This is a genomic window from uncultured Ellagibacter sp. (genome assembly GCF_934643285.1).
GTDB lineage: Bacteria > Actinomycetota > Coriobacteriia > Coriobacteriales > Eggerthellaceae > Ellagibacter.
The window spans coordinates 1-14767 of the sequence record NZ_CAKUBT010000030.1; the positions used below are offsets into that span (position 1 = coordinate 1).

Below are 14767 nucleotides of genomic sequence, written 5' to 3' on the forward strand. Positions count from 1 at the left end.
ATGTTCGCCTCGGTCAGCAGCTTGTCGAAGAACTCCCAGCTGCCCACGCCCTCAGGCGTCTTGCACCAGATATACGGGCTGTTCACCGCACCGTACACAGTGAACCCGGCAGCCTCGAGGCCCTCCTTGATCACGCGCGCGTTGTTGCGGTAGTACGCAAGCGTCTCCTCGATCTGGCGCTCGCCTTCCTCGGTGTAGATTGCCGCGGCACCGCGCTGGATGATGTAGCTCGCGCCGTTGAACTTCGTGCACTGGCGGCGGTTCCACATGGCGTTCAGGCTCTGGCCGTCGCGTTCGAGTTCCTTAGGCACCACAGTATAGCCGCAGCGTGCACCGGTAAATCCTGCGGTCTTCGAGAACGAGCGGAACTCGATGGCGCAGGTCTTGGCGCCTTCCACCTCGTAGATGGAGTGCGGCACGCCCTCCTCGGTGATGAAGCGCTCGTAAGCCGCGTCGAACATGATGATCGAGCCGTTGGCGTTCGCGTAGTCGACCCACACCTTCAGCTGCTCGGCGGTGAGCACCGTGCCCGTGGGGTTGTTCGGGCTGCACAGGTAGATGACGTCCGCACGGCCCTCGGGAAGCGCAGGGCAGAAGCCGTTTTCGGCGGTGGTGGGCATGTAGGTGATGTTCGTCCAGCGCTCGGCTTCGGCATCGTAGTCGCCCACGCGGCCCGCCATCGCGTTGGAGTCGACGTAGACGGGGTACACTGGGTCGCAAACGGCGATGACGTTGTCGACGTCGAGGATGTCGCCGATGTTGCCGCAGTCGGACTTCGCGCCATCGGAGATGAAGATCTCGTTGTCGGCGATGTCGACTCCGCGTGCGTGGAAGTCCTTCTCCGCGATGACCGATCGCAGGAAGTCGTAGCCCTGCTCAGGGCCGTAGCCGTGGAAGGTTTCGGTATGCGACAGGTCGTCGACGGCGGCGTGCATGGCCTCGATGACGGCAGGTGCGAGCGGGCGCGTCACGTCGCCGATGCCCATCTTGATGAGCTTCGCCTCGGGGTGCGCCTCGGAATATGCGGCCGTGCGACGGGCGATCTCGGAGAAGAGATAGCTGCCTGGAAGTTTCTGGTAGTTCGGATTGACCTTAGCCACGAAAGTGCTCCTTGTCGTTTCGGTTCCTGCAAGCGGCGGATGCCGCGTCGCGCGGGCCCGCCTTCGTGCCCACGCTTCTGTGTCGTCCTCCATTGTGCCGCAGATTGACCGAGTACGCGCGCAATTTAACGTTAACGCCAGTGATTTAACATTATCGCGCGCGGCGGTATTCCCTCACCCGTTTGGAGAACGCGGCCAGCTCCTCGGGGGTCATCTCGTCGAGGCGCTCGAGGTTGGCGGCGAAGTTGGCGAGCGTGCCCTCTTGGCGCGCCTTGAGTGCGGTCGTGCAATAGCTCACGACAACGCCGGTGAGAAGCGCGATGTAGAAAATGCTTAGGACACTGAGCACTACGGCTGCCACGCGCGCCACCGGCCCCGACGCGTTCACGTCGCCGAATCCGATGGTCGATACCACTTCGAAGGAGAACCACGCCCCGTCGCCGAAGGTGAGGGTTTCGGGGTCGGCGAGCCATACCGCCGCCGAGCATATGAGGAAGGCGATCGCGAACACGCAGGTAATCGGCCCGAACCCCGAGTGCCTCAGCACGTCCACGAGCATGCGGAAGTTTATCATTTGCCTGTCTCCTTGGCCTCTCGCAGGGTGTCCTTGTTCTCCTGGGTGCTCCCCTGCGGCTTGGAAGGCGCAATCGCCTTCGGAAGGGGAATCGCAGCCCCGATGGCCGCAGCCGCGATCGTGACGACGACGCCCTTCACGGGGAAGCACATGATCAGCAGCAGCGCCGTCATCACGGGCTGGCGCATGACGGCTCCCATGCACCCCGCGGTGCACGCGGCCACGCACGACGCAGGATCTGCGCCTGTGAGCAGGGAAAAGCCGTAGCCCATGCTCACGCCTGAGAAGATGAGCGGGAAGAAATGGCCTCCGCGCCAGCCCATCTGGATGCAGAACGGGGTGAGCGCGGCCTTTACGAGCCCGGTTGCTATGAGCGCGCCCGCGCCGATTGCAAGGTAGCTATCCATCAGCAGGTGTGTTTGAGCCTCGCCTGCGAACATGGTGTAGGGCAGCGCCATGCCGCATACCGCGAGGACGATCCCGCCGAGCACGGCCTTCGCGACGGACCGCTCCCCCATGCGGCTTGCAAGTTTTCCCGATGCCCAGGTCGATGCGTGGAAGGCCCATCCTGCGGCGCATCCGAGGAGGGCGGCGGGTATGAGCAGCGCGGCTTCGAGCGCGCCCACTTCCATCCCTGTGAAACGCGGCAGGCCCATTCCTCCCCCGAACACATCTCCGAGCAGCAGAAACGCCGCGAGTGCGCCTGCAATGGCGCACAGGTAGACAAAGGTTTTCTGCGCGCGAGGTAACTTGATATCGACGTCGCTTTCGCCGTCTTTAGGTGTGTCCGCCGTTCCTGCGAGTGGGGCCACAAAGCCGTACAAGGGGGCGGTGAACAGGGCGGTTAAGGCGGCTTGCGTGCCGATGGTGGTGAGCGCGCGGAAGTCGGCGCCGAAGCGCCGCATTCGATCGCCGACCCAGGTGCAGAGCCCCGCGATCACGCCGGTAAGCCCGGCCTCGGGGCCGATCGACCCGCCGAACAGCAGCGGCAGAAGCGCCGCGAGCGAAAGTTTGCCGATGCCCTCGTAGCTGTAGCGGCCTTCTTTCTTCACCTTGCCCATGACGGCGGTGAGCTCTTCGGGGCGCGTGCCCGTTTTCTTGTCGAAGTACCCGATGAGTAGCCCGCCGATGATGCAGACGATGAGCGGATACGGCAGAAAGCCGAATGGCCCCTCCGCAAGCCCCGGCAGATATGCATCCGCCGCCTGGCCGATGAGCGCGGGAAGCGTAGACCAGAAGAACTCGATCCCCTTGTCCATCAAGAAGAAGAACGCCCACACGAACGCGCCGGCGATGGACCCGGTCGCGATGACGCAAAGCACGAAGAGCGCGCGGTTGATGGGTTTGGAAAAGTTGGTCATGCAGCTCCGATTTGTCGAGGGGCGTCAAGGGCGAACGCGTGCCATTGTAGCATCCCTGCGGTTTTGAGGAGAGGGGGACAGCCTGGGGAGAGCATGCCTGCGCAGAGATTGCTCTAAGCGCCCGATTTCGTGGCGGGTTCGGGCGGATTGCTCGTGTTGAAGAGGTCTCTGCGGCTCGCTTGCCCCCGTATAGCGGGAAGACCGCTCGAGGCGGCCTTCCCGGTTACGTCATTTTGCTGCGCTCAGTGCACTAGACGATTTTCTTCCCAAAGACGGCGGCGAGTTCGCGCAGCTCAGCAATAAGGTCGGTGAACTGGGCGGGCGTTAGCTGCTGCGGACCGTCGGAGAGGGCCGCGGGCGGGTTCGGGTGCACCTCGATCATGATGGAGTCGGCGCCAACCGCCACTGCTGCCCTTGCAAGTGCGGGCACGAGATCGCGCACGCCGGCCGGGTGAGACACATCCACGCAGATGGGATAGAGGCTCTGCTTGTGGATGACGGGCACGGCCGAGATATCGAGCGTGAAGCGCGTCGCGGTCTCGAAGGTGCGCAGGCCGCGCTCGCAGAGCACGACGTTGTCGTTACCCGCCATGGTGATGTAGTCGGTCGCGGCGAGCCACTCGGCGATCGTCCCAGCGAAACCGCGCTTGAACAGGACCATCTTGTGCGAGTCTTTCGTCACCTTACCGATGTTCTTCAGCAGGCTGAAATTCTGGAAGTTGCGAGCTCCCACCTGCAGACCGTCGACGTAGGAGTGAACCATCTCGCAGTGCTCGGAGTCCATGACCTCCGTCAGGGTCTTCAGGCCGTACTTGTCTCCCCCAGCCTTCATGATCTGCAGCGCTTCCTCGCCGAGGCCCTGAAAACTGTGGGGGTTGGTGCGGGGCTTGAACGCGCCGCCGCGGATCCAATGCAGGCCGAGGCTCGCGATGCACTCGGCGACTTCGTTGAACTGCTCTTCGCTCTCGACCGAACACGGGCCGGCGAAAATGGTGATCTCGTCGGTCAACGTTCCGTAATCGGGTAGTTTTTGGGACACGGGTTTCACTTCACTCATACGGACGGGGTCTCCTTCATAACCTTGAGAATTGCCTCGTAGATTTCTCGGAGGTTCTCGTTATACAAAGGTCCCTCATTATAAGAATTGACGCGAGCGAAGATCTCCTCCTCGCGCTTGGGGTCGTAAAGCCCCATACGGGCTCCCGGTTTGAGTCCGCGGATTACGAGCGAATGACCTGCGCGCTTGTTCAGAAGCGCAACGATTTGCTGGTCGATTTCGTCGATCTTGGCGCGGTGCGCTTCGATTTCAGCAAGCGACTTGCTTTCTTCTGGCATTGACGTTCCTCTCATGCCTCATTGCTTTAACGAGAATCTGCCCTGATGGGGCCACTCGTGTGCTTGATATGATAGCAAAAGAGAAGCCGCGGCTAACCCGAAAGCGGATGAAATGGAGCGGCGAGCAGAAAATCCTAGCATTTGGATAGGCCTCGCACATCGTTCACGGTCTTCGGGCGCATGCAGGCCCGCCGCCTCCTCGCGTGCCTCCGCTATAGCGCGCGGAAGCGGCTTCGGAGGAGCCTCATGTGCTCTTCGTTCATGATCTCAGCGCGTTGCTCCAGGTAAAGGACCATCTTTTCCTGGTCGCGCGGCAGCACGCCGTCGAAATGCACCATGTTGGTGTCGTGCCCGGCCTCGATAAAGGACGTGCATCCCGAAAGGCCTGCGATGAAGTCGCGAATCTCGAGGACGATTTCGCGCTCTGCCGCCGGGACGAAGGCGCCCGATGCTACATCGTGCGCGAGGTCGGCATTGTCGAACACGGTGAGCGTCATGATGTTGATGCGCAGCGGGTTGATGCGCGAGAAGACCTCGGCAGACGCGCGTGCCGCCTCTAGGCACTTCTCAGCGCCTGCGATGCCCGCCAGGTAGAAGAGCGTGTAGTCGATGCCGACCTTGTCGAGCCGCGCGCATTGCTGCTCCAGGTCGGCCGCGGTATGTGGCTTGCGCATGAACTTGAGCGCGGGATCGTAGGCGCACTCGGCGCCGATGGAGAGCCCCTGCACCCCGAGCCGCGCCCAGGTTGTGAGGTCCTCGTCAGTCGCAGCTTTCACGTCCGCCACACGGCAAAAGCCCCCGATGGTCTTCACCTCGGGTAGTTTCTCGTGAATACGCTCGAGCAGCGGTATGAGGATGTCGCGTGGCATGCCGAAGGGGTTTCCGCCGTAGAGGTAGATGCGCGAGGGCCTGCGCACGTAGGAAGCGAGCTCGTCGAGGTCGGCCTCCACCTCTTCGCGCGGTGCGGGCCGATAGTCTTTCCCGGGCTTGCGGCACAGCGAGCAGAAGCGGCAGCGGTTGTACGAGCAGCCGATTTCCGCTTGAAGGATTCCCGATGCCATCTCGTAGGGCAAACGATGCGGCAACTCGACGTAATGCATAAGGTCCTCCCTGCTCTTGAGGTTGCCCTGCGACTTTCTCGCAATCGACCCATGGCCTATTCGGCTTTTCGGCCATTCGGTCCCCTATGGCCGTCATGTTTCATTGTGCTCCTTGTTCGTGGTCGCGCGCAAGGAACAATAAGCCCACCGCCCCTTTCCGACTTACATATCGACAATGTTTGTCCGTGAAGAGTCGATTCCGAATAAGAAGACGTCTGCAGCGGGCGGTCGCGGGCGGCAGAATGGAGCACACCCCTTAGTTGGTGGTCATCTGGGAGAGTTGTGCGCTACCTTTTCTAAGGATAACTAAAATCGCTCTTCGCTGACCGGGGGTTTTTATTTCAGAGAGTGTTCCAGGCAGTCGTAAAGGGCCCCATCGAGCAAAATAACGTCGCACAACTCGCTCAGTTGACCATCGACTTGGGGTTTGGCTCCATCCAGCAGCCCCCAACAAGGTTTTGGCTCCGTCCCGCAGCCCCCAACCAGGGTTTCGCTCCGTCCCTCGGCCTCCACGTTGCGAACGTGATGCTCTCCCAGCTGAGCTCCATCCCCACAGCCAGCTCAGGGTTCGCTACAAGCTCCACGACCTGATGCCGTGCACGGTGATGTCCTTCGCGCCGAAGAAGCTGCGAAGCCCTAGTTCCACCTCGTCGTCGTATTCCATCCCGCGCGCCACGAGGACGCTTCCCAGCTCACCGTGAAGCTCGACGCAGCCCTTCGCGCGCAGCTTGTCCGCCGTCGCGTCGTCGACGAAGCGCGTCGCCACCTCCGACAAATCGACGCAGCACCCGCACGCACTCGCATGTTCGACGGCGATATGCCGCCATCTCTTCTTGCGCATGTACGCGGTGAGCTTAGGCGCGTAGGTGACGCGAGGAGGGTGGCCGCTCATCTAGACTTCTTTCCTGTTTAGAAGTTCGCGCGTTGCACGCTTGCCCGCGCAGAACAACATAGCGCGCCCATCGTAGATGACGCCCATTTTCGAGTTGCACAGCGTGCCGCCGCACTGATGGCAAGCGACGTCGGAAAGCGGGCGCCCGCAAAGGTCGCGCTTCGAGAAAACGTTGAAATTGCCTGATGGCCGCACGCTTTCCCTTCCTTAGCGGCGAGCGTGCTTGCCGCGGGCGGCCTTGTCGTCGTCTGCGCCGAAAGCGATTGCACGGTAGAAGGCCACGAGCGCCGCGCCGAGCAGGATGCCGCCGAGGATGTCGGTGGCCCAGTGAACGCCGGACAGGGCGCGGGCGATTACGAGCGCCGCCATGGCCACCGCGCAGACGGCAACCACTGTCGTGCGAGCGCCGCCCTTCCGCATGCGCTGCCCCGCTTGAACCATGGCGGCACCGAGCGTGGTGACGGCGAGCAGCGTATGCGACGAAGGGAACGACGGCTCGCATACGCCGTCCTGCAGAAGGGGCCGATTGTTGATGGAAACATGGTTGAACAGGACATACAGCACGAGCATTACCACGTAAAGCCCGAGAAGAAACCACAAATCGCGGCTTACCCCGGCAAGGCTTCGCCGCACGACGATCTGGCGTATGCCCATCACCGCGAGGGCGAGCATGCTCGCAAGGGGCACGACGAGCAGCACGTTCGAAAGCGTTTCGGCGAGATGGCTTTCCCCGAGAAGGGAGTGCGCGGACGCATTGAGCGAAGCTAAGCCGACCAGGCTGCCGTCCCCCGCGATGGGAGCGCGGTCGACGGTGAGCAGCAGGGCCGCGAGCAGCGCGAAGAGCACGAGGCAGACGACGCCGGCTATGGCTGAGGCGCGAGAGGCGCGGTTATGCATGGATGACCCCCATCGAATAGTTCTCGTTCGAAACGATGGTAGCGCCCTGGGCGCGCCGCGAATCCGCAGGGCCCCAAAGAGCACGAAAAGAGCGCTGCCGCGCGCCTTCGGAGCTCTACCCCATTACGCGGTAGAAGCAGGTGGTGTTGCCCGTGTGGCAGGCGGGGCCTGCGGGCTCCACCAGTGCGAGCAGGCAGTCGGCGTCGCAGTCGTAGCGCAGCTCGACGAGCGCTTGCGTGTTGCCGGACGTGCCGCCTTTGTGCCAAAGCTCCTGGCGGCTGCGCGAGAAGAACCAGGTCGTGCGCTGCTCGAGCGTCAAGCGCACGGATTCCGCGTTCATCCACGCCATCATGAGGACCTCGCGGGTCTTTACGTCCTGCACAATACAGGGAATGAGGCCGGCTTCGTTGTAGGTGAGCTCGGGAATACTGTCAATCGCTGCCATGTACGTTAGTGTCCTTTCGGTTTGCGCTACTCGCTTGCGACGCACTCGCGTTATAGGCGCACGGGAATGCCCTGCGAGCGCATGTACTCCTTCACCTGGCGTACGGTCATCTCGCCGAAATGGAACACGCTTGCGGCAAGTACGGCGTCGGCTTCGCCCTCCAAAATACCCTCGGCGAAGTGCTCGATCTTGCCGACGCCGCCGCTCGCGATGACGGGGATGTTCACCGCGCGCGCCACCGCCCGCGTAAGGGCGCAGTCGAACCCGTCGCGGCTGCCGTCGCGGTCCATGCTCGTGAGCAGGATCTCGCCCGCGCCGCGCCGCGCCGCCTCTTGCGCCCACTCGACGGCGTCGATTCCCGTCGCCTTGCGGCCGCCGTGAACATAGACCTCCCACTTGTTGGGGTTGTCGACGCGCTGCTTCGCGTCGATCGCACAGAGAATCGCCTGCGTGCCGAACGCGGTCGCCGCCTGCGTGATGAGCTCGGGGTTTGCAACAGCGGCTGAGTTCACCGACACCTTGTCGGCACCCGCCGCGATCATCTTGCGGATGTCGGCGACGCTTCGAAACCCGCCGCCGACGCAATAGGGCAGGTGCAGCTGCTCGGACGCGCGGCTCGCAAGCTCGACGGTGGTGGCGCGATCGTCGCTCGTCGCCGTGATGTCGAGGAATATGACCTCGTCGGCGCGCTGCTCGTCATAGCGCTGCGCAAGCTCGATCGGGTCGCCCGCGTCGCGCAGGTTCACGAAGTTCACGCCCTTGACGACGCGCCCATCCTTTACGTCCATGCAGGGAATCACTCGCTTGGCAAGCATGGCCTACTCCTTCGTGGCCGCAGCGCAGGCCGCGACGCCTTCCTCAACCGTTAAGGTTCCTTCATATACGGCGCGCCCGGTGATGACGCCCTCGATAGAGGAGGCAACCGGTGCGAGGCGCTCGATGTCGGCTACACTCGCCACACCCCCGCTTGCGATGACGGGGTGTCCGAACGCTTCTGCCATCTGGACATATGCCTGCACGTCGAGTCCGGTCTGCATGCCGTCGCGCGCGATGTCGGTGTAGACGATGTGCTTAAAGCCCGCCTTGCCCATCTCGCGGGCCAGATCGCATGCAGCGACGCCCGAACCCTCGATCCATCCGGAGACGGCGACTTCCCCGCCCTTCGCGTCGATGCCGGCGGTGAGCCTGTCGCCGCCCACGCGCTCCACCGCCGCGCATGCGAGCTCGGGGTCGTTCACGAGCGCGGTGCCGAGCACCATGCGCGCAGCACCGATGTCCGCGAGGCGCTCGAGGGTCTTAAGCGTGCGGATACCGCCGCCGATTTCCACGGAAAGCGAGGTCTCCCGCACGATGCGCTCGACGATGGCGATGTTTTCGGGCACACCCGTGCGCGCGCCGTCGAGGTCGACCACATGAATCCAGGTGGCACCTTGTGCCTCGAACTTCCGCGCCTGGTCAACGGGGTTGTCGTTATAGACCGTCACCTGGGAATAGTCCCCCTTGGCAAGGCGCACGGCGCGGCCTTCCAGGATATCGATTGCAGGGAGAAGGTACATGTCTCTGCGTTCCTTTCTGAAATCAACGCTGCGGGCGCTTAGCCGCGGGCGGCTATCGCCACGAAATTCGCGAGCACGCGCGCGCCGGCGTCGGAGCTTTTTTCGGGGTGGAACTGCACGCCGAAGGCGCGATTGCCATACTGGACCGCGCTCGTGAACCGCACGCTGTGGGTGGTCTCGGCAATGGTGTGGGAACCTGTCGGCGCGATGTAGGAATGCGTGAAGTAGAAGTACTCACCAGGCGCTATGCCGTCGAAGAGCGGGCAGGCGAAGGCGAGGTCGCCCCCTGGCTGTGGAGTGGAGCCGGGGAAGGCGCCGTGCTCAAACAGTCCTCGCTTCGCTGCGGAACTGCGCGCGGCACCTCCCCCGACTCCACCGGACGAGAGCACGGCATTTTCCCCGCCTTCGCCGCACGAAGGGATTGCAGCGCCCCCGTTACACGCAGGCATCTCGATCGTGTTCCACCCGACGTGCGGAACCTTGAACGCTGTCCCCTGCTCATCGCAGCGCGGCATGGCGACGACGGTGCCCGGTAAAAGCCCCAGTCCGCACGCGGGACTGCCTTCGGTCGCGCCTTCCACGCCTTGCTCGAACATCAGGTGCTCGCCGAGGCAGATTCCCAAAAAGGGGACGCCTGCGCGTACGCGCTCGCGAATGACCTCCATCTGCCCGAGCTCGCACATCGTCGCCGCCGCGTCTGCGAAGGCCCCGACACCTGGCAAGACGATGGCGTCCGCCTTGGCTATCTCGGATGCATCCGCCGTGATGAAGGCCTCGCCACCTGCGGCAATGAGGCCGCGCTCGACCGACTTCAGGTTGCCCTTTTGATAATCGACTACCGCAATCATTCGCATCTCCTACAGGGCGCCCTTGGTCGTCGGCAGCGCATCGCCCATGCGCGGGTCGGGCTCGACCGCCTGGCGCATCGCGCGCGCCACTGCCTTGAACATGCCCTCGATCACGTGATGGGTGTTCTCGCCTGCGAGCTCGCGGATATGAAGCGTCACACCGGCGTTCGCCGCGAAGGCGATGAAGAACTCCTTGGCGAGCGCCGCGTCGAAGGCCCCCACCATGACGGCTGGGACGTCGGCTTCCCAGAACAGTTGGCCGCGGCCCGAGATGTCGACGGCCGCCAGGATGAGGGCCTCGTCCATGGGCAGGGCGATCGAGCCGAAGCGCCTGATGCCGCGCTTGTCACCGAACGCACGTGCGAAGGCCTGGCCTGCGACGATGCCGACATCTTCCACCGTGTGATGACCGTCGACTTCCAGATCGCCCTCGGCACGCACCGACAGGTCGAACAGCCCATGGCGCCCGAAGGCGGTGAGCATGTGGTCGAAAAAGCCGATGCCGGTGTCGACGTCGGTCACTCCGGTGCCGTCGAGGTCGATCGACAGCTCGATGTCGGTTTCCTTCGTTGTGCGCGCAATTCGCGCGGTCCGCTCGCTCATGTGCACCTCTTCCTACTTGCTCGCCACGATTTCGCGCAATGCGGCGAGGAACTCGTTGTTTTCCTCTTCGGTCCCTACCGATACGCGCAGGCAGTTCTCGAGCATCGGCGCATGGGAGAAGTCGCGCACGAGGATGCCGCGCGCGTAGAGGGCCTCCCACACCTTGTCGGCGCCCTCGAGCTTGAACAGGATATAGTTCGAATCCGAAGGATACACGGTGACGCCCGGCACCTTCGCCAGCTCTTCGAGCAGACGGTCGCGCTCGGAGATGATCGCCATGATGCCGTGCTCGAACTTCTGGCGCTCGGAGAACACCTCACGTGCGATCGCCTGGGAGACTGCGTCGACCGAATACGGTTGGCGCACCTTCAAAAACTCGCGGATGACCTCGGCATTTCCCAGGATGTAGCCCATGCGGACGCCCGCGAGCGAAAATGCTTTCGAGAACGTGCGCAGGATGAGCAGGTTCTTGTGCATCGCGAGGTAGGGGCGCATCGTTGTTCGGGAGAACTCGAAGTACGCCTCGTCGACTAAGACGAGCGCGTCGGTGGCGTTGAGAAGCTTCACGAGGAACTCCTCGTTCGCGAGCTTGCCGGTGGGGTTGTTCGGGCTGGCCACGATGACGTAGTCGATGTCGCCTTGCCCGAGGCGCGCGAAGACCGCCTCCTCATCGATGGAGTAGTCGGCAAGGCGCGGCACGTCGACGACCTCGGTGCCCGTGAGGCGCGCGTTGGCCGCATACACCGAGAACGTCGGCGGCAGGTTTAGGAACTTGCGTCCCGGCCCGCCCCATGCAAGCGCGATGTTGAACAAAAGCTCGTCGCCGCCGTTGCCCAGAAGCACCTGGTCGCGGTCGAGCCCGTTCGCCTCGGCAATCATGTCGCGCAGGTCGTTCGCCAACGGATCGGGGTAGCGGTTCAAAGGTACCTTGCGAATGGCGCTGATGATCTTCTGGCGGATCTCGGTCTCCACGTCGCGCGGGTTCTCGTTCGCGGAAAGATATGCCCTCGCGGGAAGATATTTCGGGTCGTAGGGCACAAGCCCCTGCAGCTGCGGGGCGGACTGCCTCACGCTATTCAACGCTCTCACCTGCATCGACTTCGGTCGGCTTGCCAGCGAGCTCGTTGCAGCGCAGCTCGACGGACATCGCGTGCGCCCACAGGCCCTCGTGGCGCGCGATCGTCATGACGGAGTCGGCGTCGGCCGCGAGCGCTTCGGGGGTGTACTGGATGATGGACGACTTCTTCACGAACTCCTCGACCGACAGCGGGCTCGCGTAGCGCGCGGTGCCGCCGGTGGGAAGCGTGTGGTTGGGGCCCGCCACGTAGTCGCCGACCGCTTCCGGGGTCCACTCGCCCAAGAAGATCGCGCCCGCGTTCTTGATCGACCCGAGCAGGTCCATGGCGTTTTCGACATGCAGCTCGAGGTGCTCGGGGGCAATCACGTTCACCGCCTGGATTGCGGCCTTGCGGTCGGGGCAGATGGTGATAAGGCCGTGGTCGTTAAGCGATGCCATGGTGATTTCCGCGCGCGTTGAGTGCTTCACGTGGCGCTCGATGGCCGCCTCGATCTGGTCGGCGTATTCCTCGGAGAAGGTGACGAGGTAGCAGGCGGCCAGGGGGTCGTGCTCGGCCTGGGCCATGAGGTCGATGGCGACGAGCGCAGGATCTGCCGTCTCATCAGCGACGACGCACACCTCAGAGGGGCCTGCGATCATGTCGATTCCCACATCGCCCGACACGATCTTCTTCGCGGCGGCGACGTAGGCGTTGCCAGGGCCGGTGATCTTGGCAACCGGCTCGATGGTCTCGGTGCCGTAGGCAAGCGCGCCGACAGCCTGGGCGCCGCCGACCGAGTAGATCTCGGTCACGCCGGCGATCTTGCAGGCGGCGAGGATGGCGGAATCGAGCGAGCCGTCCTTGGACGGGGGCGTCACGCAGGCGATGCGCTCGACACCCGCGACCGATGCGGGGATGGCGTTCATGAGCACGGTAGAGGGGTAGAGCGCGCGTCCGCCGGGAACGTAGATGCCTACGGATTCGAGCGGCGTCACCTTCGCGCCGACGATCGCCCCGTTCTCGCGCGTGGCGATCCAGCTCTGCTGCTTCTGACGCTCATGGAACTCGCGGATCTGCTTGGCAGCATGCTCGAGCGCGGCGACCGTCTTCGCATCGCATTGGGCTGCGGCGGCATCGATCGTCTCCTGCGGCACACGGAAGTCTTCTACCTCGACGCCGTCGAACTTGGCGGTGAAGTCGCGCAACGCTGCATCGCCTCGCTCGCGCACCTCCTCGATGATCGAGGTCGCCGCGGCGATGGCGCCCGCGTTGAACGCTCCGGTGCGGTTGATCTGCGAGCTTTTGAACTGCTCGCCTTTCTTCAGAATGACTCGACGCATGATATGTCCCTTCTTATATTGAAACGTCTTGGTTGGTATCGAGAAGTCTACGCGCTTGCGGTCGCGTTCGCGCTTGCACTCGGCTGGTCGCTTCCGGCGATCACCGTCGCGTCCCACAGACCCGCTTCGGCGCCTGCTCGCAGCTTGTCCGCGAGCTCGACTACGCGCGGGTCGGTGCGAAACGCGCACGGGTTCGCGAAGAAGCGCGCCGTCGACGAGAGCACCTCGTCGACGATGACCAGGTTGTTCTCGCGAAGCGTGCGGCCCGTCGCCGTGATGTCGACGATGCGCTCGGAGAGGCCCGTGAGCGGCCCGAGCTCGATGTTGCCGTGAAGCTTCACGATTTCGACCTGCTCGCCTTTTCTTGCGTAATAGGACTCGGTGATGCGCGGGTACTTCGTGGCCACACGGATGGAACCGCAGGTCCGATAGCGCTCGGCGACGCGTTCGTTCGCCCCCTCGGGCTCGGCCACGATGAAGCGGCACGCACCGAATTTGAGGTCCACGAGCTCGACGGTGCCCGTTTGCGCCTCGAGCAGGGAATCTTCCCCGCAGATGCCGCAATCGGCTGCTCCGAGCTCCACGAACACCGGGGCATCGGAGGGGCGCACGATGATGTACTCGACGCCGGGGTTGCGGATGATGAGCTGGCGACCTGGGTCGGCGAGTCCCGTCGTGTCGAGGCCGCATGCTGCAAGGCACGCGATGGAGTCGGGGTTGAGCGAGCCTTTGGGCACGGCGATGCGCAGCGGGCGCTCGGCTGCCTGCCGCTCGGTCGCGGCGGCGGCAAGCGCCTGGTCAAGGTAGAAGGCGAAGCCAGCTGCGGGGCGGCTCTCGCCATAGGCGCCGATTGTGTTGTCGTAGCGCCCGCCGGAGCCGAGGGGCGCACCGAGCGCGGGGGCGAAGGCGACGAACACGATGCCTGTATAGTAATCGAACGAGCTCATGACCGAGAAGTCGACGAAGATGCGATCGGCCAGGCCCTTCTCGTCGAGCTGCTCAAGGGTGCGCTCGAGGTCGGCAAGGCCGTCCTGGCAACCGAGCGGCGCAACCAGATCGCGCACGTGGGCAACCGCCTCGCGCCCGCCGCGAACGTTCGCAAGTGCGCGGATGGCCTGCGCGAACACGGGCGCAACCCCTGCTTCCTGCGCGCCTTTCCCCGTGAGCTCGTCGAGCTTGACGAAGTTGCTTGCGTGGTAGGCGGAAAGCACGCCCGACTTCCACGCCTCGCCGGCGCCGCATCCTGCGAGCAGGGCCCGCAGCACGCCCACCGTGGCGACCGAGATGCGGAAGTCCCCCACCCCGACCTGCTCGAGCGACTCGGCGAGCAGGGCGATGACCTCGGCGTCGGCGGCGGGGCCCGCTTCGCCGATGAGCTCGACGCCCACCTGCGTCATTTCGCGCGCTTCCGCTTGCGGGCGGCCTTCCGCCTCGCGAAAGACGCGCTCTTGGTAGCGGAAGCGGAAGGGGCCCGGCTGGCCGGCGAGGCGCGTTGCGCACATGCGCGCGATCTGCAGCGTTACGTCGGGGCGCAACGCCAGCAGGTCGCCGCGCGAATCGAAGAGCTTGAACGGGGTTCCTGGCACGCGTCCGCCGGCGTTCATGACGTCCATGATCTCGAGCGTGGGCGTCTCCACGGGAACGTAGCCGTTTCTCGA

At 63.9% G+C, this 14767-nt stretch carries 17 protein-coding genes; all 17 read right to left on the bottom strand.

Translation table 11 applies throughout. The annotated features are described in order from the left end of the window. Nucleotides 1–1100 (bottom strand): LL-diaminopimelate aminotransferase (locus Q0I65_RS08925; protein WP_296062645.1); only part of this gene is annotated, 1100 nt, incomplete at its 3' end. Between the two features lie 151 nt (nucleotides 1101–1251). Next, nucleotides 1252–1674 carry a potassium channel family protein gene (locus tag Q0I65_RS08930; protein WP_296062649.1) on the bottom strand — a complete coding sequence of 141 codons (423 nt, stop codon included), beginning with the start codon at nucleotides 1672–1674 and terminating at the stop codon, nucleotides 1252–1254. Continuing rightward, entirely contained in the window at nucleotides 1671–3035 is a 1365-nt protein-coding gene (locus tag Q0I65_RS08935) for a chloride channel protein (protein ID WP_296062652.1), read from the bottom strand. Before Q0I65_RS08935 ends, Q0I65_RS08930 begins: the two co-directional genes overlap by 4 nt. Nucleotides 3036–3285: 250 nt before the next feature. Beyond that, nucleotides 3286–4092, bottom strand: coding sequence for a 3-deoxy-7-phosphoheptulonate synthase (gene aroF / locus Q0I65_RS08940; RefSeq protein WP_296062653.1), 807 nt, complete (start codon nucleotides 4090–4092; stop codon nucleotides 3286–3288). Then, the gene (locus tag Q0I65_RS08945; RefSeq protein ID WP_158049070.1) at nucleotides 4089–4370 is read right to left on the bottom strand and encodes a chorismate mutase; all 282 of its coding nucleotides are present in this window, start codon (nucleotides 4368–4370) and stop codon (nucleotides 4089–4091) included. The genes aroF and Q0I65_RS08945 overlap by 4 nt, the downstream gene beginning before the upstream one ends. Before the next feature lie 212 nt (nucleotides 4371–4582). Beyond that, complete coding sequence (locus tag Q0I65_RS08950) at nucleotides 4583–5470, bottom strand: radical SAM protein (RefSeq protein WP_296062659.1); 888 nt, start codon at nucleotides 5468–5470, stop codon at nucleotides 4583–4585. Between the two features lie 571 nt (nucleotides 5471–6041). Further along, nucleotides 6042–6362 carry a hypothetical protein gene (locus tag Q0I65_RS08955; RefSeq protein ID WP_296062661.1) on the bottom strand — a complete coding sequence of 107 codons (321 nt, stop codon included), beginning with the start codon at nucleotides 6360–6362 and terminating at the stop codon, nucleotides 6042–6044. Next, nucleotides 6363–6557, bottom strand: coding sequence for a hypothetical protein (locus Q0I65_RS08960; protein WP_296062663.1), 195 nt, complete (start codon nucleotides 6555–6557; stop codon nucleotides 6363–6365). 12 nt (nucleotides 6558–6569) lie between these two features. Next, nucleotides 6570–7259 carry a phosphatase PAP2 family protein gene (locus tag Q0I65_RS08965; protein ID WP_296062665.1) on the bottom strand — a complete coding sequence of 230 codons (690 nt, stop codon included), beginning with the start codon at nucleotides 7257–7259 and terminating at the stop codon, nucleotides 6570–6572. 115 nt (nucleotides 7260–7374) lie between these two features. Beyond that, nucleotides 7375–7704 (bottom strand): phosphoribosyl-AMP cyclohydrolase, encoded by a 330-nt coding sequence (hisI, locus tag Q0I65_RS08970; RefSeq protein ID WP_296062667.1) that lies wholly within the window; start codon nucleotides 7702–7704, stop codon nucleotides 7375–7377. A gap of 50 nt (nucleotides 7705–7754) precedes the next feature. Then, nucleotides 7755–8519, bottom strand: a complete 765-nt coding sequence (hisF, locus tag Q0I65_RS08975; protein WP_296062669.1) for an imidazole glycerol phosphate synthase subunit HisF — start codon at nucleotides 8517–8519, stop codon at nucleotides 7755–7757. Between the two features lie 3 nt (nucleotides 8520–8522). Next, nucleotides 8523–9260, bottom strand: coding sequence for a 1-(5-phosphoribosyl)-5-[(5-phosphoribosylamino)methylideneamino]imidazole-4-carboxamide isomerase (gene hisA / locus Q0I65_RS08980; RefSeq protein ID WP_296062672.1), 738 nt, complete (start codon nucleotides 9258–9260; stop codon nucleotides 8523–8525). A gap of 38 nt (nucleotides 9261–9298) precedes the next feature. Next, entirely contained in the window at nucleotides 9299–10108 is an 810-nt protein-coding gene (gene hisH, locus Q0I65_RS08985; protein WP_296062674.1) for an imidazole glycerol phosphate synthase subunit HisH, read from the bottom strand. Between the two features lie 9 nt (nucleotides 10109–10117). Then, on the bottom strand, nucleotides 10118–10711 hold the full coding sequence (gene hisB, locus Q0I65_RS08990) for an imidazoleglycerol-phosphate dehydratase HisB (protein ID WP_296062677.1): 594 nt from the start codon (nucleotides 10709–10711) through the stop codon (nucleotides 10118–10120). 12 nt (nucleotides 10712–10723) lie between these two features. Then, a complete protein-coding gene (gene hisC, locus Q0I65_RS08995; RefSeq protein ID WP_296062679.1) occupies nucleotides 10724–11782 on the bottom strand; it encodes a histidinol-phosphate transaminase in 1059 nt (352 codons plus the stop codon). A gap of 1 nt (nucleotide 11783) precedes the next feature. Next, complete coding sequence (gene hisD / locus Q0I65_RS09000; protein ID WP_296062682.1) at nucleotides 11784–13109, bottom strand: histidinol dehydrogenase; 1326 nt, start codon at nucleotides 13107–13109, stop codon at nucleotides 11784–11786. Nucleotides 13110–13156: 47 nt separating this feature from the next. Continuing rightward, a partial coding sequence (gene hisG / locus Q0I65_RS09005) for an ATP phosphoribosyltransferase (RefSeq protein WP_296062685.1) occupies nucleotides 13157–14767 on the bottom strand: 1611 nt, incomplete at its 5' end.

What these genes read in the sequence shown, in the direction of transcription:
- Q0I65_RS08930 (WP_296062649.1), bottom strand. Translation starts at nt 1,674, where the DNA reads ATGATAAACTTCCGCATGCTCGTGGACGTGCTGAGGCACTCGGGGTTC.
- Q0I65_RS08935 (WP_296062652.1), bottom strand. Translation starts at nt 3,035, where the DNA reads ATGACCAACTTTTCCAAACCCATCAACCGCGCGCTCTTCGTGCTTTGC.
- aroF (WP_296062653.1), bottom strand. Translation starts at nt 4,092, where the DNA reads ATGAGTGAAGTGAAACCCGTGTCCCAAAAACTACCCGATTACGGAACG.
- Q0I65_RS08945 (WP_158049070.1), bottom strand. Translation starts at nt 4,370, where the DNA reads ATGCCAGAAGAAAGCAAGTCGCTTGCTGAAATCGAAGCGCACCGCGCC.
- Q0I65_RS08950 (WP_296062659.1), bottom strand. Translation starts at nt 5,470, where the DNA reads ATGCATTACGTCGAGTTGCCGCATCGTTTGCCCTACGAGATGGCATCG.
- Q0I65_RS08955 (WP_296062661.1), bottom strand. Translation starts at nt 6,362, where the DNA reads ATGAGCGGCCACCCTCCTCGCGTCACCTACGCGCCTAAGCTCACCGCG.
- Q0I65_RS08965 (WP_296062665.1), bottom strand. Translation starts at nt 7,259, where the DNA reads ATGCATAACCGCGCCTCTCGCGCCTCAGCCATAGCCGGCGTCGTCTGC.
- hisI (WP_296062667.1), bottom strand. Translation starts at nt 7,704, where the DNA reads ATGGCAGCGATTGACAGTATTCCCGAGCTCACCTACAACGAAGCCGGC.
- hisF (WP_296062669.1), bottom strand. Translation starts at nt 8,519, where the DNA reads ATGCTTGCCAAGCGAGTGATTCCCTGCATGGACGTAAAGGATGGGCGC.
- hisA (WP_296062672.1), bottom strand. Translation starts at nt 9,260, where the DNA reads ATGTACCTTCTCCCTGCAATCGATATCCTGGAAGGCCGCGCCGTGCGC.
- hisH (WP_296062674.1), bottom strand. Translation starts at nt 10,108, where the DNA reads ATGATTGCGGTAGTCGATTATCAAAAGGGCAACCTGAAGTCGGTCGAG.
- hisB (WP_296062677.1), bottom strand. Translation starts at nt 10,711, where the DNA reads ATGAGCGAGCGGACCGCGCGAATTGCGCGCACAACGAAGGAAACCGAC.
- hisD (WP_296062682.1), bottom strand. Translation starts at nt 13,109, where the DNA reads ATGCGTCGAGTCATTCTGAAGAAAGGCGAGCAGTTCAAAAGCTCGCAG.